Raw genomic sequence first — 20,525 nt, forward strand, 5'->3', positions numbered from 1 at the left:
GCGCCCCGGCCCTTGCGTGCCCGCTCTGGTTGCGAAAGGATGTCCCGCTTAGGGAGGGTATTATTGAGCGAAGAGGCCGCGCTTGCACTCAAAATAGCCCGCGCCGATGCGGTTAGCGATTACTGCGGGGTTGAACAGGGTCTGTCCGCCCTGATGGCGAAATTACTGAATATCTCCTACGACGACGCGGGCGAGCCTGAAGGGCTGGGAAATGGCCAGTTCAAAGCCCGAGTTTCAACCAAAGCAGCGAAAGACCGGCACCTGGACTGTTGTCGTGGTGACCGGAAATGGACCCGATTCCCACGTTGGGGACTTTGCTACAAAGAAGGAGGCCGCCGACTGGATCGCGGCCAATTCGGAAGACTGGCCAGCTAGATCGAAATAACCCCGCTTACCAGCCACGACGCCCTGTAGCTTCGCGCCGCCCCGATCCCCAAGGGGTTGATAATTTGCCCTAGGTGCAGAGCCGCGCTTCAACAGCGCATGCCTGAACTCACCCGACGCCCTCACCCCGAACGCACGGACTGTTGGCACGTCTTTTATGGTGACGTCCAGGTCGGCACGATCGCGGTCCAATCAGGCTTGCCCGTCAAAGCTAAGCAATGGCGATGGGACGTCGGTTTCTACCCAGCATCACACCGCGGGCATAACCGCTCCGGCTATGCGGTAAGCTTCGAAGAGGCGCGGGCCGGCATCGAAACTGCGAGGAAGAACTACCTGTACTGAAGCCGACTTCGTCGAGTATCGGCGCCAGCGCGCCTGGACGGCTTGGAAATACGCGATGCATGCCGCTGGCGTCCCGCTACCGACGCAATCAACCGGTGGACAGGCATGCTGTTTCTGTGGCGCCACGATCGATACGCTAACCGACCGTCACGTTCACGAAGCACATATGGATTCGAAGCTCGCATGAAGTTCAGCACCGATCGACCGTTCGCGGCTCCCGAGAAGGCCACACGCAAGCGGCTTGAAACTGCCAACACCATCGAGGCAATCCAGGACGGCCGCATCCACATCGAGAAGATCAACGGGCCGATGCTGTACCATGAGCGTGCCACCCCCGAATACAAAGCCGGGCTTGATCTGGCGATATCACGCGGTTGGCTGTTGCTGCACGAGTCCGGAACCTTCGTGAAGTTCACCCCGGCCGCGGCCGAACTGTTCGCCTGAGAACGCGAAAGCCGCCCCTTCAGTTACAGCACGCCCACAAAGGCAGAAACGATCAAGATTGCCGCTCCCACCGCTAGGATTATCACATCAACTGTTACGCGTCGCTTGGCAGATTCGGTCATGGCTGAACCCTCCATCCACGGGAAACCGCGTTGTCTGACCTATCGCGACCGAGCACTGTGCGTCAGCTCACATACATATCGAGAAAGTTCACCCAGGCGGGCGCCTAACTGTTCGCCTGATGGCTCGGTGCAAGGGGACGGGTGGTGTCGGGGGTGGTCCCTGTCCTCGGAGTGCGTTTCGACGTGCGAACGCCTGTGCCGGTTCTCGGATGCGGGAACTCAGTGGAACCCAGTGTTCAATTTTATACACCTCGGGGGCGGAACGATTTTCCGGCTTCGACGTGATCTATTCGGGTAGGGCAAACGGCGAGGACGTGCAATGCCCAGCAGACCGGTCAAGCTCCCTTCCAAGGGCATCATGAGCAGTATGCGTCTCGGCATTACAGTGACGGGCTTATACAGCGTGGTCGCAATGGGGCTGATGATTGTCTTCTTGCGCGGGCCGCCCTAGGTGTCGAAAATTGGGATGTTGGAATTTTTGCGCAGGCGTGGAGATACCGCTATGCAAAACTCCATTGATATTGATTCCCTGCATAGCCGCGAGATCGTTCGAGAAATTGGCGAGAGACTGAGGGCTTCATTCACAGTGGAGCGAGAGTTGCCCGCGCACTTCAAAACGCTAATCGAACGACTCCGCCAATCAGACGACCGCTCGCAAGCCAGAGGTTAAGCCGCGTCGCGTTTCGCGGCAGCACTCTCACGTTTCCAAGCTCAGCGGCGCAAGCCGCTGTGATTTTAAACTTGGCCACGGTGTTGTGCCGCGTTTAGGGGCGGCTGTGGGCGTCGTTTGCGCGATTTTGGGGGTATCGACGCGTTCGATCCCGGCAATCGCGCTCCCTGCCGCCGTGCCGGGGTCTGGAACGTCAGCGCTGATTAACGTTCAGGCCGCGCAACGTCTACTGAATGGGCCACACTCGGTGTGTAATATCTTTCCCGAGGGTGTGAACCTGAAAAGCATCCCTGTCGAAAGGCGAGCAGCATACGGATGGCTTGCATGAATTGCTGACGGAAGCGCCGTTCGAACCGTTCCGGAGTTCGCCATAGACCGCAGTTTTCCTGATAAGGCTCTACGTCCATACTTCGAGCCCGAGGTCTGCTTTCGATCCAGACGCGGACGTCGTTTTCCTGCCAGCAAGCTCGACTGCGATGTGTGTCTACTCAGACCGCAGTTCTGCCCGAAAGACTTTGCGCGCAAGAACCCACGCGACATCCACGAAACGCCCGAGATGTTGCTCGTTCGCTTGCGGACGCTCAAGCCTTCGAGCAGTCACGCCGCGAGCTCGCAAGAGGATCGAGATGAGGTTCGCGCACCTGAGGCGCATCCTGAAGCTCGGTCGGCTTCGTTTTTTGCAACCCCACTCTCTCGAGCCTGCTTGAGCCAACTCACGAGCACGTCGCCTTGCTGCGCGAGCTGGTAGACGGCAAGCGACTTCGGAGTGAACCTAGGCCGGGTTCCCGCTGGGAAAACGTTGCAAGCGCGTGGAGGGCGGGCGCGCGACGGGAAACCAACCCAATTAGTTTATTCGCGGGAAGTCAGATCTCTTAAGATCGCTCGTTATCAAGGGGCCGACAGCGTCTGCCTCGGCTAGCGAAACTAAGAAGCAACCCCGTGCGGCTGCTTTTCCGTCCACCCTTCAGCTATTGCACGCTGAATGCTGCCGTTCGTTAAGCGTTACGCGGCGTGATTCCCTGACCCATCCCTGGCTTACACCAATCGGCCAACCCCAGGTCGGGAACAAGTGGCAATATGGCGCGTTCGAACGTCGTGGGCATAACGAGGAGAAGTACATGCCAGTACTTATTCTTTGGGCCGTTCCTGCTGTCGTTGTTTTAGCTGGCGCGAGCTACTTCCTGCTTCGAGCTGTCCACTAGCACCTTATTTTTAGACACCCCCTGGAGGAAACCATGCAGAAGCTTTTGCTTTCGACCGCTGTCGTCGCCTTTACCGTCACTTCGGCGTTCGCGCAAACCACCGAATTCTACGTGGTCAGGGACGCCACGACGAAGAAGTGCACCATTGTCGACAAGAAGCCGACCACGACCACCACGACGATTGTCGATAACGGCACGTTCAAGACTCGAACCGAAGCTGAGACCGGTATGAAGTCCATTAAGGTTTGCTCCGAAAACTGATCGTTAAGAACGCAGACCCTCGACGGGCCACCAAGTTTCCCCACTTGCCGTCTATCGACTTCTCTGCGTAGCCCTGCCGAGCACCCTACTCGGCAGGGCTTTTCTTGGCTCGGTAAAATTCATCGGAACACAGCACGTCTGTTCTCGTTTTGGTTAGAATTTCGCAAAGAGGCGCGTCAATGAAACGTAACCTGTCAGCTGTCGCAATATTGCTTCTCCTGGCAACAGGTGCTCGCGCAGATGAAGCGACCACGTCGAGCGACAAAGTGAACAACCCGGAAGACTGCTCGAAGCCAGTGTGGCCGAATTTCACGCCGTTATGTCTCCGCAATGCCGGGCAGCAGGCGACGAACGTTCGTCTAGTTTCCACGGACCGCCGCTAACGCCGGGAACGATTGGCAATCGATCTTGTTGGCTTCCCACAATGCAACATTGGAGAATGATGTTATGAAGAAAGTAATATTGGGAGGCTTGCTGATTGCCCTCGTGGGTTCAACGAGCGCGCTTGCACAAGGCGGTGCCGCGACCGGTGCAGCAACGGGCGCTGTCGGCGGCGCTATCGTGGGCGGACCGGCCGGCGCTGCAGTTGGCGCAACCGTTGGAGCAGTCGCTGGCGGCATTTCGGACGAGACCCGTCCGCGCTTCCGCACCTATGTGTCAGGCCAAAAGCACAGCTCGTACCGCTATGATCGCGAAGTCCGAGTTGGCGCTGATCTGCCCTCGAGCGGCGTGACGTATTACGAAGTTCCGCGCGAGTACGGTGTCACTAAGTATCGCTACACCGTCGTCAATGATCGGACCGTCTTGGTCGATCCAGGTACCCATCGGATCATCGAAGTCATCGATTGATATAGGCGGCCCGCTTCGGCGGGCCGTACTTTTTTCGTCCCTATCAGTTCGGCTGCAAGGATAACCTTATCGCTCGGACAGAGGCGCGCATCCGAACGTCCTCGACATAAGCACATTGAGCACCAGCCATATCAAAGGTCCGCTGGTCCGAAGTCCGCTCTGGGTCATTCAGCAACATCGCGTTTCGCTTGCGGTATGTCTGCTCATCTCCCACGAGCAGGCATGTGAACATCGCGTCATCATTCCGTAATTTTACGTGGCCGAACCTATTCCAGGTTCCCGCACTTGGGTAGAATGGGCAATCAGTGGGGTGCGTAATGACGGGACACACTCAGTTGGCAATAACTCCGCGTGACCGCTTTCTTGAGGCGGCGCAAAAGGAGCTTGCGGCTTTCGAGCAACGCGAACGCGAGTTTTCCAAGAAGGAACGGAAAGAACGGGCTGCTGCGATGCAGATACCCGTCGAGAACAGCAGACTAAGCAGTCAGGCGGGGGCGCCTGTAACAAAACGGTCATGAACCGGAAGTAACAGTTGAAGCTCAGCCCCGTGGGTAGACGTCAAAGGTTAAACTTAAAGCCGCCCTTCGAGGCGGATTTCTCCTGACTAAAACCCCGCCTGCGCACCAGGCTGAGGAGTCTACCGGGAGCTCGAAATCGATTCCTGCGGCGATCCCGACCCGCGGCACCAACCGACACCGCGCCTGCCCGCTATTCCTATCCTTCCGCCCTAATCGGGCCGCGTCGTCGCCAAGCGGAAGCCTGTTGTCTGCAATGGGTCTTGGTCGTGTAAAAACGGCTTGAGAGGGACGTCGGGAGCAAAAGCGGGGGCGCGCTGGATGATCTGATGGAGGTCGCGGCGAACAGCGTTGCATGGTTCGCATTGTCCTCCGCAGCCGGGCTGGGCTGTTCACCGGCGGGATCAAAGGGTGTGGCGAAAGCGCGACGTCGCCTTGCAACTTATGAAGCGAGCAAGAGTTGCCGCTTTTTCCCGACACGGAGAGCGTAATGAGTTCCAGCGAAAAAACGGCCGTCGAAGTGCCGATGCCCCCCAGCGGCCAAAGGCGAGAGCAAGTGATCGTCGGGGTGGCCTTCTTTGTTCCTGTTGTCCTCGCAATGGCAGGTTGGCTCTACTTACTTAGCAAGCTCATTGCGACGATTTACGTTTGGCTGTTTCAATAATTGCGATCTTGGGGGACGCAGAGTGCTCAAGCGCTCCAGCACTGTACATAGCAATTAACATGAGGACAAAATAATACGTGCCGCGCTTCTGTATCCGCACACGAAAGCGAGCAACGAAAAGAGTCGGTTGCGAGGGCACGCCGCAGGCACTCGCGTTCCGGCCGGGCCGGACTGGATCCACGAGATCAAGCATGACGGCTATCGGCTGATCGTCCAACGCGAGAGCAAGCGCGTGCGGCCGTTCAACCGAAACGGCCACGACTGGACTGATCGCTATCCGCTAATCGCCGAGCCGGCCTTGCGCAACCGCTCGAGGTGCCGAACTTGGTGGCGAAGGGGCTCTTCGTGGTCGGGTCGGTGGCCAACGCGCGGCGGAGAGAACGGCAAACGTCTCTGCGCTTCGCAGTGCCAACTCGTATATAGGTCCCACCATAGTTCGAGGGAGGTAGTGGCAGAGAGCTGCTGCCCGACCACCGCCGCCCGGCCTGTGTTGCTATTATGGCCTCAACGGCAAAGGCCGCCAGTCTTTCGACTGACGGCCCCGACCGGGTTTCAAAATACACGACATGAAAAAACCCTCCTCCCCGGCGGAAGGTGAAGCGTCGCAACGCGCTGAGTTCCTAAAAAAGCTGACAGCGGTGTGTCCTAAGGCGCCGTGAACGGTCATGACCCACCTCGTAGTGGTTCGGTCCTAATTAAGCCAGCACCACTGCTGCGGTACCGTGTATATTGCCCTCACGTGTCTATCCGCCAGGACTCCTACTTTACCATTTAAATTCCACCCCGCCGCCCTTGGCTTTTATCGGTGATGAGAAACTCACCCGCGCTTCCCGCCTACCTCTTTGAGGAAAGGAGCGCGTAATGACTGAGCGCCGAGGTCGGTGCCATCCACCCGCCGGTGATCCTGACGAGGCCGAGGTGGAGACCTGGATGAAGGCTTCTGCGGACAAGGCCTGAAGCTGCAACGAGCATTGCCTGACGGGGCGCTGCGGATTGTTGCCCGTGGCGTCAAAGAAGATCGGTCGGGCAAATGGCGTGACCGACGCTTGCGACGGCCAGGCAGAGCCCTCGCCCCGTCAGCGCAAATCATCCATTTGTCGAAAGTCTGCCGGTCGGCAAGTTATTGGGCCTGCCACCAGAAGATGAACTCGCTCGGCCTGGCTCGAACCCTGAACGTACGCAGTCTCCGGTGCCGAGTCCTTGTCGTGGAACGTTTGGCCTCATTCCGCGTATGTTTGTTAGGAGATTCACATTCTTATATCGCCAGGCGAAGCTTTGGAACGCAAAGACCGATTTAAAGCCTCGCAGTCGGCCGAAGGCCGCTACCGCATGCTTGTGGAGGCCGTAACGGACTATGCCATCTATATGCTCGACCCCCATGGCATTATCAGCAGTTGGAATCCAGGAGCGCGTCGCTTCAAGGGCTACGAGGAGTCCGAGATTATCGGCGAGCATTTCTCGCGGTTTTACACCGAGGAGGACCGCAAGACGGACCTGCCGCGACGGGCGCTGGAAACAGCGGAACGCGAAGGCAAATTCGAAAGCGAAGGCTGCCGCGTCCGCAAGGACGGCAGCCGGTTCTGGGCATATGTCATCATCGATCCCATTCGCGATAGCGATGGCAAGCTGGTCGGTTTTGCAAAGGTCACGCGAGACCTAACGGAGCGGCGGGCAGCCGAAGCCGACCTGCGACGGAATCAGGAGCAGTTCCGCCTGCTGGTGCAGGGCGTGACTGATTACGCGATCTTTCTCCTTAGCCTCGAAGGAATGGTCGCAAGCTGGAACGCGGGAGCGGAACGAATCAAGGGTTACCAGCCGGAAGAGATCATCGGCCAGCACTTCTCTGTTTTCTATACCGCGGAAGACCGCGCAGCCGGACTTCCCGCAACCGCGCTTGAAACAGCGCGGCGGGACGCGAGATTCGAGAAGGAAGGCCTGCGCGTCCGCAAGGACGGCACCACGTTTTGGGCGAATGTCGTCATCGACGCGATCCGCGATGGCGAGGGAGCGCTTATCGGCTTCGCCAAGATCACGCGGGACATCACCGAACGCAAGAGTGCGGAAGAGACTCTCGAACGTACTCGGGAAGCATTAGTGCAGTCGCAGAAGATGGAAGCGATCGGTCACCTGACCGGCGGCGTCGCCCATGACTTCAATAACCTGCTGATGGCCATCCAGGGCAGTCTTGAGATGATGAAACGCCGCATGCCCTCCAGCGATACCTATATGCACCAGTTCATCGAAAACGCTCTTCAAGGTGCTCAGCGCGGCGCGGCACTGACGCAGCGGATGCTGGCATTTGCCCGGCGCCAGGAGCTCAAGCTCCAATCCGTCAACGTCACCGAACTCATCGCCGGCATGGCCGATTTACTGCAGAGTTCACTTGGCGCAGCCATACAGATCGAAACCCGCTTCTCGCTGGGCCTTCCGAAAGCGTCGGCCGACGCGAACCAGCTTGAGCTCGCCATCCTGAATCTTTCGATGAACGCAAAAGATGCGATGCCGCAGGGCGGCTCCATCGTCATCTCCGCGCGTGAGCGGAATGTTCAGAATGAGCCGGGGCTTAAGCCGGGGCGCTATGTTTGCCTCTCCGTGAAAGACAACGGTACCGGCATGGACGAAGAGACATTGAGACGCGCAATCGAACCCTTCTACACGACAAAGGGGGTGGGAAAGGGTACGGGTCTTGGACTGCCGATGGTGCTTGGCATGACTGAGCAAACCGGTGGCAAATTATATCTGAAGAGCAAACCCGGAGAGGGAACGACAGCCGAGCTCTGCCTGCCGGTAGCTCCTGGTGAAGATGAGCCGGAAAAAAGGGACATCGCTCCTTCTGACGCATCAGTCACGCGCGCGCTCAGGATCGTCAGCGTCGACGACGATCCCCTCGTTGCCTTCAATACACTCGCCATGCTGGAAGAACTCGGGCACACGGTCTTTTCCGCATCGAGCGCAGCGGAAGCCCTAACCCTTATCGGCGAGAAGGGTGACATCGACCTCCTAGTCACCGATCAGGCGATGCCCGGTATGACCGGCTCCGAACTCGCGGAAGCGGTCCGCCGCGACTGGCCGGACCTTCCAATCATCATTGCGACCGGGTACGCGGAGTTGCCGGACGGGCCGGCTCAGGCGATTCCGCGGCTTGCCAAACCCTTCTTCGAGCGCGACCTTGCGGACGCCATCGCATCGATCAAAGGCTTCTCGGACAAGTCGGCTTAGCAGGTTGCACAACTAGGCGCAGCGTTGAACGCGCGTTCAGACCTGATCACCCGCAGTTTCGGTAGACCGCGGGAGTTTACCGCAGACCGCGGTGAGTTCACCCACCCTGGCCTGGCGTCACCCGCGAGGAAGCCGAATGGAGAAGGTGGTCCCTGCTTGTTCGTTCGAAGTGACAGAAATGTCGCCGCCGTGCGCTTCGGCGATTAGTTTTGCGATGTAAAGTCCGAGGCCCAAGTGTGTACCTTGCTCAGGTGGATGATGGACGTCCTGGCCGCGCATCCAGGACTGGAAAATCAGCGCTTGTGCTTCCATTGGGATCGCTATGCCGAAATTGTGCACGGCGATAGTGACAGTCTCGGGATCGTCGCCTGCAACCCTTACCGTGATCGGGCTCGATACATCGCCATACTGGACAGCGTTGCCCATCAGGTTGGACAACACCTGTCCCAGGCGCGCGGGGTCACAGGACCCCATCGGATCGCCTTCATGCGTGACTTCAAAACGCCGATCCGGGTTGATGGCACGGTGCTCGTCCGCAATCTCCTGACAAAGCAGAGCTATGTCAGTCTTGGTTCTGGCCAGCGGGATTTCAGTGCCGAAGGACGAGCGCGTGAGATCAAGCAAATCGTTTAGAATTTGTGTCGCCCGGCCCGCCGCCGTCCTGATCCCCAAAACTACCTTCGCCTGCTTCGGACTTGTTGTTCCGGATCGCTCAATCCACTCCGCGCCCATGGAAACCGCGCCTAAGGGATTGCGAAGGTCGTGACCCAGGACTCCCAGAAACAAATTGCGGGAGTTATTGATCGTCTTCGTATAGTGCGCCACCGATTCCGTTACGGCCTGGTCAATCGATTCATTGAACCGCGTCAGATCCTCGATATCTGTGTTGGCGAGCGCCGGATGACGCGCCACCCATAGCTTGACGACACTCGCTCGAAGCGCCCTGTACTCCGAAACCATCTGATCGATGTCAAAACCATCGGCAAGGCGAAGAGCGGCATGAACCTCTGCTGCGCTTTCGGAAAACGGACCGTCCTTGGGGCCATGGCCGCGCGACTTGTCAAACCGCTCACGCGGCGTCTGTGCAGACCCGATATCGTCTGCAACAAATCCAAGAATATCGACGATATGATCCTGCAAGGCCAGCTTCGACATCTTGTCGCTGGCCGGCGAAATAGTTCGCGCGAATTCTATCCATTCTTCAACGATAGGGGCCTGGTTTTGGCGAATAAAATCCGCCAGGCGATTATGCTCTTGCTGGCCAGTCATCACACAAGGATTGCTCAAATGCCGCCCGCCCCTTTCACGTCAACAACAACCCAACTTAAGCAAAGTGCCGCACCTCGTCGAATAAAAGATGCAAGCCCTGAGGCTGAAGCCGATGGTTCCCGATCTGTCCCTGAGCGTAATAACCGCGATGGAGCCGATCCGTCACTACCATCGACCACACAGTCAAGGCAGGTTCCGCTTTGCTGAGACCCATGCCCCCGATGCAAGATGCCGAGGGATTCGACGTCCGTGCACATCCACCTCTGCGGGCGCCACAATGACCCAGGCGCGCCTGCCCGCGGGACTATGATCTGCTGATGGATTGATCTGAGGTATAAATGGAAGGCGGAGATCAAACGGACCACCGCTTCACATTCTCGATATTCACGAAGATCAACGACAGGCCCACGCTTGCGTGGCAGGCTAAGAGGCACGCGGACGCGGAACGTCTCCGCGAACACGACAGGTTACGCACAAAGTTGAGCAAAATCACGTCTCATGGGACGCCGTTGTGCGACGCCACGGCCACGATGAAGGTCAGGTTGGCTACCGCGGAAGAAGCAGCTCTTTATCGGCGAGCAACGCAATCGACCAAACCATCAAGTGACACTAACGTTGTGTATCTTGTGGATCTCAATGGATAGGCCGCCAGTGTCCGCCTTGCCAAAGCATTACGGACTCAACGCGGACATAGCGCCAAGTCCCAAAAGTGCCCAATCGCGTCGGATTGAGCCTCTGCCAAGCGCTTCCGGTTGCCCGCGAGAACGGGCATCGCCGGCCGGCCAGCAGGGCCATTGGCCCAAGCCGAGCGGGTACTTTTTGTCGGCGCAACCGGCGTTAGACCGTCCATCTGGCTGCTCCTCCGCTAATCGACTTAGCGGGGTGGCAAATGCCGAGGGGCTAAGGGCCCCTTAGTTTCAAACCAGAGCTATGCGTACTTGGGGAAAAATGAGCCGCCTGGAAAAGGCTTGATCGGCCAAAGGGTTCAGAACGGCGGGAAAGGTGTGTGACCATCGAGCGAACAAGGTGCGGATTCGTAGCGGCAACTTCGACGGCGACTGCGGCCCCGAGAGAGTGCCCAACCAGGTCGAAGTGGTTCAAACCGCCGCTTTGGCTACGCCAACAATTTGGTTTGCGAGCTTACGTAATGTCAGTTTGCCTCCATCATCAATCGTGTCGCCTGAACCGGAATAATCGAGGCTAATCACCGTCCTTTGGTTGGCCAGCGCCGGGATCACAGGACCCCAGTGAACATCCAACGCGGCCGTGCCGTTTACCATCACAATGGCGGGACCCCTCCCTTGCACTCGATAGGCGATCTTTGCACCGTCGACAGTGACGACTTTCGTATCGGTTATCATTCCTTTATTCTTCCTTATCAGACAGCTCTCACTGGTGGCCCAGCACGGACAACGGCTCGCGGCTGTGGAGTTGATGTGATTTGACTCTGTTTCAATCGCTAGCGGCGATTATCACTGGATAGCTAGTGATCTTGAACTCATAATATGGTGATCGTCATCTCTTCTTCTCGAACACCTGATCATTTAACGCACCTGTGAGGTCTTTATCTGTGCGGCTTGGTCCAAGGCCGGTGGTCCCTACCCAGCTCGACGCGCTGCGCAACACTACCTGCCCGCGAGGGCGATGCCATCGCGCAGCAGCTGGATAGCGACGTGCAAGCGGTGGTCAAGGCGGCTGTCATGTAAGCGAGGCAGTAGGCTGGGATCGGCGAAGGAACTGCGTTTCGAGAGAGGTCGAGAAGCCTGGCGGCGGATCACCACCTGACCGACGGCATCGATGCCATTCGCTTGAAAGGCTGACTTCGTATTGTCCAGATCAATCATCAAGATTGGTTGCATCCTCAGGGAGCCTCGAACGACGCACACTCGCTGACACTCTCGTGCCGGTGGACGAAACGCGGACGGCATCAGCAACGGACGCTGGTCAGAGCGTCCAACAAGGACGCCCACGTTGGGCCTCTCGGCCTTCCCAAATCAGCAAGATGGAGTTTTTGCCAATTGCAACGCAGCCTCGACGCCGCCTTCCAGAATCTGCTCCGCCTCGGCGACGTCGGGCACGGCCCGTGCGAGCTGGAGGGTTCCCACAATAAGGCCGAAGATGGCCGTCGCGTGTCGGCGGCTCGTTGCAAAGCCGCTGTCCGGAAGCAGCGCGGCCAGCGTAGATACGAAGCTTTGTAACCCCTGCTCGTAGGTCTGTCGGGTCGGCAAGGGCTGGCGGGCGATTTCCGGAAGCAACGACGCCGAGGGACAGCCCTCAGCCTGGCTTTCGATATGGGCGCAGCTCAGGTAGCCCCGAATCACGCCTTCGAGGTCGAGGCCGCTCCGCTTGCCATTGTCGAGGCGATGTTGCTGCTCCGCGAGCGCGCTCGCCAGCGCCTCCCGAACCAGCGCCTCCTTTGACTCAAAGTGGGGAGAGAATGCCCCTTTTGTCAGGCCGGCCTCGCCCATGATCCCGCCGATTCCAGCGGCCGAGATGCCGTGCCGGCGGAAGCATTTCGAGGCGACATCGACTATATGCCGTCGTGTCGCCTCCTTATGACCCTTCTCGAAACGCATCGTTCTCTCGTTGCTTGTGCCGTTACGTCGCAGTTGCTCGAAGTTAGGTGCGCAAGACAGCTTCGATCCGGCGCGAAATGTTCAAAAGGATCCGATCCTTTGCTAAGGGGGCGTCCAGCTCAAGGCCAATAGGCAGCCCGGCGCGAGACAAGCCAGCAGGAAGGCTGATACCCGGTAGTCCGACACTGCTCGCTGACACGGTGTGGTTCGCCAAAGCGAGGTAGCTGACCTCCTGCCCCGCGATATGGAGCGTCGTCTGCTCCTCGATCAATGGCGCCGTGCAGGGCGTGGTCGGTTGCAGAATAGCCAGCGCTCCATGTGAGACGAACGCCCTGTTGAGGCGGCGCTGGATTTCCGGTCGGCTCACGTTCAGCGCCGTCTGATAGTCCTCAGCCGAGGTAGCGGCTGCACCGCCAGGCAGTACGATGTGCCCCCACGTTTGGCGAAGCTGAGGCTTGAGGCTCTCGTAGATCGCCTCGAACGTGGTCGGAATGTCGTGGCGGCGAAGGAATCCGGAAATCGCGCCCATCGTCTCATAAGCGAAGATGCCCCATGTCGAGGTTTGAATGAGGGCATTGAAATCGTCGCCGAGGTCTACCTCCACGATCTCGGCGCCCGCGTCTTGCAGCCGCCGAACCACCTCGCGGAAGCGGATCTCGACTTCCGAGTCTAGCAGATCCAGGAACTGGCGCGGCGCGAAGGCCAGTCGGGCTCCCTTCAGGCCGTAGCCGCGGGCGAAAGACTCTGCTGCCTGTTCACCAGTCACGACCTGATCCACCAGAATGCAGTCCTGGACGCTTCGGGCGAATGCGCCCGTCGTGTCAAGCGTGTGGGAGATCGGTGCAACGCCGGTGCGCGGCCAACGCCCGGTGGTTGGCTTGAATCCTACGACGCCACAAAACGATGCGGGCACCCGGATCGAGCCGACTGTATCCCCACCCAAGGAGGCGGGTACGATTCCGGCTGCGACGGATGCGGCGGAGCCGCTTGAGGAGCCGCCTGTTACGCGATCGCGGGCGTGCGGATTCTTCACTTGACCGTAGCGCTCATTGTGGCCGGTCAGTCCGTAGGACATCTCCACCAGATTGTTCTTGCCGAAGACGATGGCGCCCGCTTCCTTGATTGCACGGACGGCATCGGCGTCTTCCCGTGGAATGAAGTGAGCCAAGCTATCGAGGCCCAGGCTCGTTGGCAGCCCTTTTGTCAGATAGCTGTCTTTGACCCCCAGTGGGACACCGAGGAGCGGTGCCGCCAAGCCGGCCGCATGCGCTTTGTCGGCATCCCTCGCGGCCTCGAGCACGGCATCCTCGTTGATAGTCGTGAAGGCATTGAGTTCGGCAAGCGCTCGGGCGTGCTGCAAAAGCGCCGCGGTGTAGGACTCTGAAGTGATATCGCCGTTCCGAACGGCTGCTGCAGCGTCTCCGAGCCCAAGCGAGGTGAGATCTGTGGTTTCTTGCAATGCAATCTGAGTGACGCTCGTGGGGTACATGAAATCCTCGCAAAGGAGCTGATTGCGGCACTCCGCTGTCGCTGAACAGCGACCCAGCTCAATGCCATTACGATGATAATATTACATTACGATCGTACTTCAATCGCTGTTTTGCGGCTTTGCCGGACACATGTGCGTGAGGACCGTCGCGACAAATGACCGTGAGCGATGCACTGCTTTGGAGACACCCCCGATTCGCGCTGCCCCGGCGCTGCTGGCTTCATGCCGTACCGGCGGATCACGTTTGTCAGGCTGAGCAGAGGACCTCTGCTTGGCATCGACGGAGGTCCCGCTTGCCCAACAATTGGATCTAAACGCGGATTTGCCGGACAGTCTCGCTGCCGGTTCACTCTAGATGCCCGCTGTGGACGGGCTCCTCGGGTTTCCTATTCCAGGGTTCATCATTCCGCGAACTGAGCCCTCGACATTGACGTTGCAAATTCGCCGCTTGCAGGATGCGATCGTCCCTCCCAAGGCATCCACTCCCGCTCGCACACAGCGCGTTCAGTTCAGCCGACGTTCGTCGCCGGCAGATTTTCCTTGATCGGTCGGTGCACACGTCGTGCTCACGCCGCCTTCCAACTGATTGAAGAGATTGAACAATCTATCCAACCCATTCATGGGGAAGTTTGAGCTGGGGCCAGCCATCGAGAGTTAGCTAGATCAAGCTCCACACATCTCAGCGGCTGCTTTGCGCCGATATTGTTGAAAAAGTCGAAAATCAAATGACCTCAAAAATCTCGCAAATGCTGACTTTTGGACAACGCCACAGTTGGGATGGGCCGTAGCGCTGGTACGAACGGCCGTGGTCGTTTTTCTGAGATGCGACGAGGTCCCTCACGTCGTTGCGCACGAAACGCATGAGCGGCTCTAGAAAATTTCGTCCGCCGTCCCAAAAGGACTTTTTCAACAGTATCCGCCAACAGCGGGCATTCGGACAACAGCGCTTTTGACCTTAGCGGACATCAAGGGATCGCCACGCTTTACGGCGAGAGGGCGGCACGAGACCGTGAATCGGAGCTACACGGTCAATACATCCTCGATTCGGATCGGCGAAGCGCGCACACGTTTGCCGGTCGCGTGGAAGATGGCGTTGGCGATGGCGGGAGCCATGCCGACGAGCGCGATCTCTCCGAGGCCTTTGACGCCAAGCGCATTGACGTGTGGATCCAGCTCCTCGACAAAGTGCGCTTCGAGTTGCGGAATGTCGAGATTCACGGGCAAGAGGTAATCGGCCATGTGGGCGTTGACCGGGCGTCCGTCGCGCGAATCGAGGACCGTGCGCTCCATCAGCGCCATGCCCATACCGCCGACCATGCCGCCAATGCATTGGCTCCTCGCCAGTCGCGGATTAACGACGCGCCCAATACCATAGGCGCCGACAGCACGGCGCAGCCGGATTGTGCCGACGTCCGGATCCACAGCCACCTCCGCAAATACGGCTCCAAAGGCGTGCATCGAAAATCGGGCCGCGGCATCGGGATCGCGTTGAGACGAAGCGATTGCCTCGATGGGTCGGCCGCTTTGGGGGTGCTTTCCGGCTTCCTTTTGCACCGCAAGGCAGGCGGCACGGACCGCAGAGCCGACCGAGGCCATCGTCCATGAGCCACCATGGGAGGGAGCGGGCGGATAGTCAGATCGTCCCAGGCTGAAGCATACCCGTTCAACAGGCAGTCCTAGCGTCTCGGCAGCAACCTGCGTCATGGACGTGTAGGTGCCGGGGCCCATGTCGCTTGCCGCCACTTCAACTTCGGCCGTGCCGTCCGCGAGCAGCCGCGCCCGCGCACTCGCCGGCGCGTGGAAGGCCGGATAGCTCGCCGATGCGACACCCATGCCGACCAGCAGCCGGCCGTCGCGCATCGAACGTGGCTCGGGTGACCGTCGCGACCAGCCGAAACGTTCGGCGGCGAGGTCATAGCACTTCATGAGGGATCGGCTGGAGAAGGGCCTGTTCTCGCCCTCATCGATCGCCGGCTCGTTGCGGCGCCGCAGGTCTATCGGATCCATCCCGAGCTTGTACGACAATTCATCCACGGCACATTCGAGCGCGAATACACCGCTGGCCTCGCCAGGACCGCGCATATGGTTGGGGGTGCCGATATCGAGTGGCAGCAGCCGGTAGCGGGTCCGCACGTTCGGCGTGGAGTACAGGAAGGTCGTGACTGACGTCAGAGCCTCCATGAACTCTTCGTAGCGGCTCGTCTCTCCGGTGCCTTCATGAACAATGCAGGTGAGCTTGCCATCCACTGTGGCTCCGAGGGCCATCCGCTGCAAGGTGCGGGGGCGATGGCCCGTCATGAAGAACATCTGCTTGCGCGTGAGCACGAGCTTGACGGGGCGCGCCACTTGCCGCGCTGCCATGGCTGCAAGCGTCACGTGCGGCCACGTCCTGAGCGTCGTGCCGAAGGCGCCTCCGATAAACGGACAGATGACCTGTACGTTTTCGGACGGCAGGCCGAAGACGGCCGCGACCTCGGCCTGTTCGTTGACGACGAACTGGCTCTTGCTCCACAGCGTCAGCCGATTGCCATTCCAGGCCGCGACGGTGGCATGTGGCTCCATTGGATTGTGGTTCTCGCGGGCGATTTCGTAGATCTCGTCGACCCTCATTGGCGCGTCCGCGAGAGCGCTGTCGGCACTGCCGCGCGCGGTGTCGGCCGGCAGCCTTGCATCTGGCTGCTTCCCGGCTTCCGGAACGACTGGCAGGGCTTGTGCATCGGCAGGATCAATGATCGGCCGCTCGGGTGTGTATGAGATATGTAGCGCGGCAGCGCCACGCTCCGCCTGCTCGATCGTGTCGGCGACGACGACCGCTACCGGTTGTCCATAGAAGCGCACGTGGTCATCCTGCAACACATGCAGCCGCTCCCCCGTGGCCGGATCGATGTAGCTCTTATGGGGTGCATATGGCAGGCGTGGCGCATTGCGATGCGTGATGACTGCAATGACGCCCGGCATCTTCTCAACCGGCCCCGTGTCGATGCCGGTCACGCGGCCGAGACCGACCGTGGCACCGACGATCACGGCGCAGGCCTGGCCGGGTTGGTTGAAGTCGGCGGCATATCGCGCGACGCCCGTGACCTTGGCGCGACCATCCACGCGCGGCAGCGGCTTCCCGATCACGTTCGTTGTCATGCGGCTTCTCCCGTCATTTCAAGAGCGCGGACAATGGTTCGGGGCAGGAGTTCGAGCTTGTAATGATTGCCCGACAGGGGACGGGCTCCTTCGATTGCCAACCGGGCGGCCGTTTCGAACACTTTGCGATCCGGCGTCTTGCCGATCAGCGCTTTCTCCACCGCGCCCAGGCGCCACGGCCGCGTGCCCACACCGCCTACAGCGAGCCGCGCCTGGCGGATTACTCCCCCACCAACGTCGAGTGCGGCGGCCGCGGACACCAGCGCGAACTCATAGGAGGCACGGTCGCGCACCTTGAGATAGCGCGCCCGCCGGCTGTATGGGCTACCAGGGACCCGCACCGTGAGGATGAGTTCGCCAGGCAGCAGGGTGTGTTCGAGATGGGGCGTATCGCCCGGCAAACGAAACAACTCCTCGACTGGAAAGGAACGCTCGCCCCGCGGTCCCCTCACCTGCATCGTAGCTTCGAGGGCGACCAGCACCACGGCGATGTCCGAAGGATGGGTTGCGACGCAATGATTGCTGGTACCGAAAATGGCGTGGCCGGCATTGAGGCCATTGATGGCGGCGCAACCGGAGCCTGGGCTGCGTTTGTTGCAGGATGCATCGAGCATCCGGAAATAGGGGCAGCGCGCACGCTGGAGCAGGTTGCCGCCGATCGAAGCCATGTTGCGCAACTGCGGCGAGGCGCCCTCAATCAGGCTTTCCGCGACGAGTGGATGCAGGCGTTGTACATCGGGATGAGCTGCGACATCGGCCATGCGGGCGAGCGCGCCGATCACGAGATCGGAGCCCTCGATGCGAATGTCGGACAGCGGGAGCGTGTTGATGTCGACGAGGTGTTCCGGCCGCTCCACCTCTTCCCGCATCAGGTCAATCAACGTCGTACCGCCGGCGATAAAACGCCGGCCGGACGACGCGGCGGCGATAGCGCCTTGGATGGAGGTAGCCTTCTCGATCGTGAATGGAAGCATGGTCAGGCCCTTTTGGCAGCGTCTGCGACCGCGGCGACGATCCCCGGGTAGGCCCCGCAACGGCAGATATTGCCGCTCATCCAGAACCTGATTTCATCCGGCGTCCCCGCATGACCTTCCGCGATGCAGCCTATTCCCGACATGATCTGTCCAGGGGTGCAGAAGCCGCACTGCAAACCATCGTGCTCGACAAATGCAGTCTGAAGCGGATGAAGCTCGCCATTCGCTTCAAGGCCCTCGATCGTCCTGATCTGAGCCCCGTCATGCATCGCCGCCAATGTCAGGCAGGAGACGACCCGCCTGTCGTTCAGAAGCACCGTGCAGGCGCCGCAGGCGCCCTGGTTGCAGCCTTTCTTCGTGCCGGTGAGGTCGAGCGTTTCGCGTAGCACATCGAGCAGTGAACGGCGGGGATCCAGGTCAAGCTCATGCGGCTTTCCGTTGACGACCAGGCGGACCCTTCCCGTGGATGCGGTGGGAGGCCGTTCAGATATGGATTGTGCGGTCGGTGCGGCCGCGAGAGCGGCCACGCCTCCGACCGTAAGCAGGATCGCACGCCGCGATAATCCGCCACAGTTTTGTTCGATCTGGACGGCATCGTCGCTGAATGGCTTCTCGCTTTTCATGGTCGTCTGCTCGCCTGTTTATGAGGTGATGATCGTTCTCTGATTGCGACAGGATGGCCCACAATTCGACGCTCGGAAGCGGATCGGATGGTGCTGCGCGCTGCCGTATCAAGCGCAGCCAGCCTTCGCCTCAGATGAGCATCGTGAGTTAAGCATTGTGCGACGGCACGTACCGTTCGGATTTTGCGGCGACTATCGCGGTGTTGCGATGAATTGCACCGGCACTACAGAGAGCGTCGGAACCCCGAGGGGGTCACTCCGACAATCGTACGGAAAGCCGCCGTGAAGGCTGATGGCGTCTCGTAACCGACTGCAAGCGCGACCTGCGTGATACTCAGATCTGAATGGGTGAGAAGCTCGCGGGCGCGGCACATGCGTTGCGCGGTCAACCATGCATGCGGGGTATGGCCGGTCGACTGCCGAAAAGCCGTGCAGAAGTGAAAGCGGCTTAGGCCGACGAGAGCGGCGAGTTCATTGAGCCCGATATGCTGTTCGAGATTCTCGCGCATGTACGTCGTAACACGCCGCACCTGCCAGTCAGCAAGGCCCCCCTTTCTGACGGGAGCAGGCAGGCCGCCAAATGATGAATGCTCCCGGATCAGCCGCGCGCAGAGAAGGTCGATCGCCTGCTCCACGAACAGACGGGACGATGCACTGTCCCGCGTCGCCTCGTGACTCAGAATTTCAAGCAGCCCCGCCGCCGCTGGATCGGCAAAAGCGACACGCGGAAGAATTTCGACACGTCCCCCATTCGCAATCTCGTCGGCGCATGCCTGGAGGCGTTCCTGAGTGAGATAGACGTGCGAGACGACCACCGGGCCAGCAATATTCCAGTAGCCGTCAACGCCTTTCGGAATGAGAGTGAAAGCTTTCGCGTTGGTTCTGGAAGTCAAACGCTTGTTTTCAATCCGCCAGGATATCTCGTGCTGTCCTTCGTAGCAGCCGACGGCGACGTGCCCAGCAACGCCCCGCATGTAATCTTCTTGCAACCCGCCATGCGCCCATTTCGAGGTCAGACGCGTATCGCCGTGCAAAACCTCGGGCACCAGTACCGGTGGCTCGTCCAAGATGCGGGCCATCTCAATAGCGGCATCGGGGCCTGAGTGGTCCGCTCCAGCTCGGCGCACGCCGTGTGGATTCGGCGCAGCCCTGCTTCGGGAACGGAGCAGCCGCTGGTTCAAACTGTCGCCCTCCTCGAAGTGCTAAATTGCAATACCAATATGCAAAAAGACCCGGCGATTTGGTAGAAAAACATCCGCGACCGCTGGTAGGTGCCGTCCGTCGTCTGCCCATTAAATTGGTCAGCACATTGCGGTTCGGCGGCATAAGACCTCATGACGCGGTAGCTCCCTAGGCTACCCGAGTTTCGAATGACCCGCCGGCTGAATATGCACAGGATTTCGCCGCTCTCGACCCGGCACGGCACCTTATTACCGCCGCGACCGTCTCCATCTGACGAAGAATCATAAGCACTTTCACGCGGCGCTGGGCCTTTCCTATCTACCAATGACGGGCTTGGCGGACGAGTCAGGCGCACCCCTAGCTTGGAACGGTGGTGTGCCGGGCTCCTGACCACTTTGCGAACGAGTGCTCATGTTCCGGAATCGATAAATCAAAAGCGAGCCTGCTCGTCGGGCCCACTACCGCCAAATAGCTACCGTTTCTGGCAGGACTGCCTTAGGACTTTTCGTCGAACGTCCGCTTCGCGTCGATTGTGTTGAAGAAGTCGGCGACCCAAACGATTTGGGATGTTGCAAGGAATCAGAGCGCGCGTGAGTTTGTTTGCT

General features: G+C 59.5%; 17 protein-coding genes and 1 pseudogene. 8 read left to right on the forward strand and 10 right to left on the reverse strand.

Annotation, left to right across the window (positions count from 1 at the left end):
- Positions 1-63 precede the first annotated feature (63 nt).
- The 8 genes and pseudogenes from JQ574_RS32885 to JQ574_RS32910 all read left to right on the forward strand — a co-directional run bounded on the left by JQ574_RS32885 (position 64) and on the right by JQ574_RS32910 (position 8,672).
- Positions 64-375: a hypothetical protein gene (locus JQ574_RS32885; protein ID WP_212214991.1), complete on the forward strand. Its 312-nt coding sequence runs from the start codon at positions 64-66 to the stop codon at positions 373-375.
- 534 nt (positions 376-909) lie between these two features.
- Positions 910-1,170, forward strand: coding sequence for a hypothetical protein (locus tag JQ574_RS32890; RefSeq protein ID WP_212214992.1), 261 nt, complete (start codon positions 910-912; stop codon positions 1,168-1,170).
- A 2,027-nt stretch (positions 1,171-3,197) separates the two neighbouring features.
- Positions 3,198-3,425, forward strand: coding sequence for a hypothetical protein (locus tag JQ574_RS32895; RefSeq protein ID WP_212214993.1), 228 nt, complete (start codon positions 3,198-3,200; stop codon positions 3,423-3,425).
- Positions 3,426-3,872: 447 nt separating this feature from the next.
- Positions 3,873-4,274 (forward strand): DUF1236 domain-containing protein, encoded by a 402-nt coding sequence (locus tag JQ574_RS32900; protein ID WP_212214994.1) that lies wholly within the window; start codon positions 3,873-3,875, stop codon positions 4,272-4,274.
- Positions 4,275-5,279: 1,005 nt separating this feature from the next.
- Positions 5,280-5,453 carry a hypothetical protein gene (locus JQ574_RS32905; RefSeq protein ID WP_212214995.1) on the forward strand — a complete coding sequence of 58 codons (174 nt, stop codon included), beginning with the start codon at positions 5,280-5,282 and terminating at the stop codon, positions 5,451-5,453.
- Between the two features lie 127 nt (positions 5,454-5,580).
- Positions 5,581-6,051, forward strand: a complete 471-nt coding sequence (locus JQ574_RS35945; protein ID WP_409363446.1) for a hypothetical protein — start codon at positions 5,581-5,583, stop codon at positions 6,049-6,051.
- 270 nt (positions 6,052-6,321) lie between these two features.
- A pseudogene (locus JQ574_RS35395) lies at positions 6,322-6,481 on the forward strand (SOS response-associated peptidase); the annotation flags it as partial.
- 247 nt (positions 6,482-6,728) lie between these two features.
- On the forward strand, positions 6,729-8,672 hold the full coding sequence (locus JQ574_RS32910; protein WP_283813794.1) for a PAS domain-containing sensor histidine kinase: 1,944 nt from the start codon (positions 6,729-6,731) through the stop codon (positions 8,670-8,672).
- 117 nt (positions 8,673-8,789) lie between these two features.
- On the opposite strand, the gene JQ574_RS32915 is transcribed toward JQ574_RS32910, so the two are convergent.
- The 10 genes from JQ574_RS32915 to JQ574_RS32955 form a co-directional block, all read right to left on the reverse strand.
- Positions 8,790-9,941 carry a sensor histidine kinase gene (locus JQ574_RS32915; protein WP_212214996.1) on the reverse strand — a complete coding sequence of 384 codons (1,152 nt, stop codon included), beginning with the start codon at positions 9,939-9,941 and terminating at the stop codon, positions 8,790-8,792.
- 900 nt (positions 9,942-10,841) lie between these two features.
- Positions 10,842-11,042, reverse strand: coding sequence for a hypothetical protein (locus JQ574_RS35950; RefSeq protein ID WP_409411232.1), 201 nt, complete (start codon positions 11,040-11,042; stop codon positions 10,842-10,844).
- Positions 11,039-11,302 (reverse strand): alpha/beta fold hydrolase, encoded by a 264-nt coding sequence (locus JQ574_RS32920; RefSeq protein ID WP_212214997.1) that lies wholly within the window; start codon positions 11,300-11,302, stop codon positions 11,039-11,041. The genes JQ574_RS35950 and JQ574_RS32920 overlap by 4 nt, the downstream gene beginning before the upstream one ends.
- 264 nt (positions 11,303-11,566) lie before the next feature.
- Positions 11,567-11,788, reverse strand: a complete 222-nt coding sequence (locus JQ574_RS32925; RefSeq protein ID WP_212214999.1) for a hypothetical protein — start codon at positions 11,786-11,788, stop codon at positions 11,567-11,569.
- A gap of 147 nt (positions 11,789-11,935) precedes the next feature.
- Complete coding sequence (locus tag JQ574_RS32930) at positions 11,936-12,517, reverse strand: TetR/AcrR family transcriptional regulator (RefSeq protein ID WP_212215001.1); 582 nt, start codon at positions 12,515-12,517, stop codon at positions 11,936-11,938.
- Between the two features lie 43 nt (positions 12,518-12,560).
- Positions 12,561-14,006 carry an amidase family protein gene (locus JQ574_RS32935; RefSeq protein ID WP_212215003.1) on the reverse strand — a complete coding sequence of 482 codons (1,446 nt, stop codon included), beginning with the start codon at positions 14,004-14,006 and terminating at the stop codon, positions 12,561-12,563.
- A gap of 1,020 nt (positions 14,007-15,026) precedes the next feature.
- Complete coding sequence (locus JQ574_RS32940) at positions 15,027-17,141, reverse strand: xanthine dehydrogenase family protein molybdopterin-binding subunit (protein WP_212215005.1); 2,115 nt, start codon at positions 17,139-17,141, stop codon at positions 15,027-15,029.
- Positions 17,138-18,115 (reverse strand): xanthine dehydrogenase family protein subunit M, encoded by a 978-nt coding sequence (locus JQ574_RS32945; protein ID WP_212215007.1) that lies wholly within the window; start codon positions 18,113-18,115, stop codon positions 17,138-17,140. Before JQ574_RS32945 ends, JQ574_RS32940 begins: the two co-directional genes overlap by 4 nt.
- Positions 18,116-18,117: 2 nt before the next feature.
- On the reverse strand, positions 18,118-18,738 hold the full coding sequence (locus JQ574_RS32950; protein ID WP_212215009.1) for a (2Fe-2S)-binding protein: 621 nt from the start codon (positions 18,736-18,738) through the stop codon (positions 18,118-18,120).
- A gap of 224 nt (positions 18,739-18,962) precedes the next feature.
- Complete coding sequence (locus JQ574_RS32955; protein WP_249119761.1) at positions 18,963-19,919, reverse strand: helix-turn-helix domain-containing protein; 957 nt, start codon at positions 19,917-19,919, stop codon at positions 18,963-18,965.
- Between the last annotated feature and the right edge of the window lie 606 nt (positions 19,920-20,525).

This window comes from Bradyrhizobium sp. AUGA SZCCT0158, from assembly GCF_018130065.1.
Lineage (GTDB): Bacteria > Pseudomonadota > Alphaproteobacteria > Rhizobiales > Xanthobacteraceae > Bradyrhizobium.

Bases quoted from the DNA above. Each gene is read 5' to 3' on its own strand.
- JQ574_RS32890 (WP_212214992.1), top strand. From the start codon at position 910: ATGAAGTTCAGCACCGATCGACCGTTCGCGGCTCCCGAGAAGGCCACA.
- JQ574_RS32895 (WP_212214993.1), top strand. From the start codon at position 3,198: ATGCAGAAGCTTTTGCTTTCGACCGCTGTCGTCGCCTTTACCGTCACT.
- JQ574_RS32900 (WP_212214994.1), top strand. From the start codon at position 3,873: ATGAAGAAAGTAATATTGGGAGGCTTGCTGATTGCCCTCGTGGGTTCA.
- JQ574_RS32905 (WP_212214995.1), top strand. From the start codon at position 5,280: ATGAGTTCCAGCGAAAAAACGGCCGTCGAAGTGCCGATGCCCCCCAGC.
- JQ574_RS32915 (WP_212214996.1), bottom strand. From the start codon at position 9,941: ATGACTGGCCAGCAAGAGCATAATCGCCTGGCGGATTTTATTCGCCAA.
- JQ574_RS32920 (WP_212214997.1), bottom strand. From the start codon at position 11,302: ATGATAACCGATACGAAAGTCGTCACTGTCGACGGTGCAAAGATCGCC.
- JQ574_RS32930 (WP_212215001.1), bottom strand. From the start codon at position 12,517: ATGCGTTTCGAGAAGGGTCATAAGGAGGCGACACGACGGCATATAGTC.
- JQ574_RS32935 (WP_212215003.1), bottom strand. From the start codon at position 14,006: ATGTACCCCACGAGCGTCACTCAGATTGCATTGCAAGAAACCACAGAT.
- JQ574_RS32940 (WP_212215005.1), bottom strand. From the start codon at position 17,141: ATGACAACGAACGTGATCGGGAAGCCGCTGCCGCGCGTGGATGGTCGC.
- JQ574_RS32945 (WP_212215007.1), bottom strand. From the start codon at position 18,115: ATGCTTCCATTCACGATCGAGAAGGCTACCTCCATCCAAGGCGCTATC.
- JQ574_RS32950 (WP_212215009.1), bottom strand. From the start codon at position 18,738: ATGAAAAGCGAGAAGCCATTCAGCGACGATGCCGTCCAGATCGAACAA.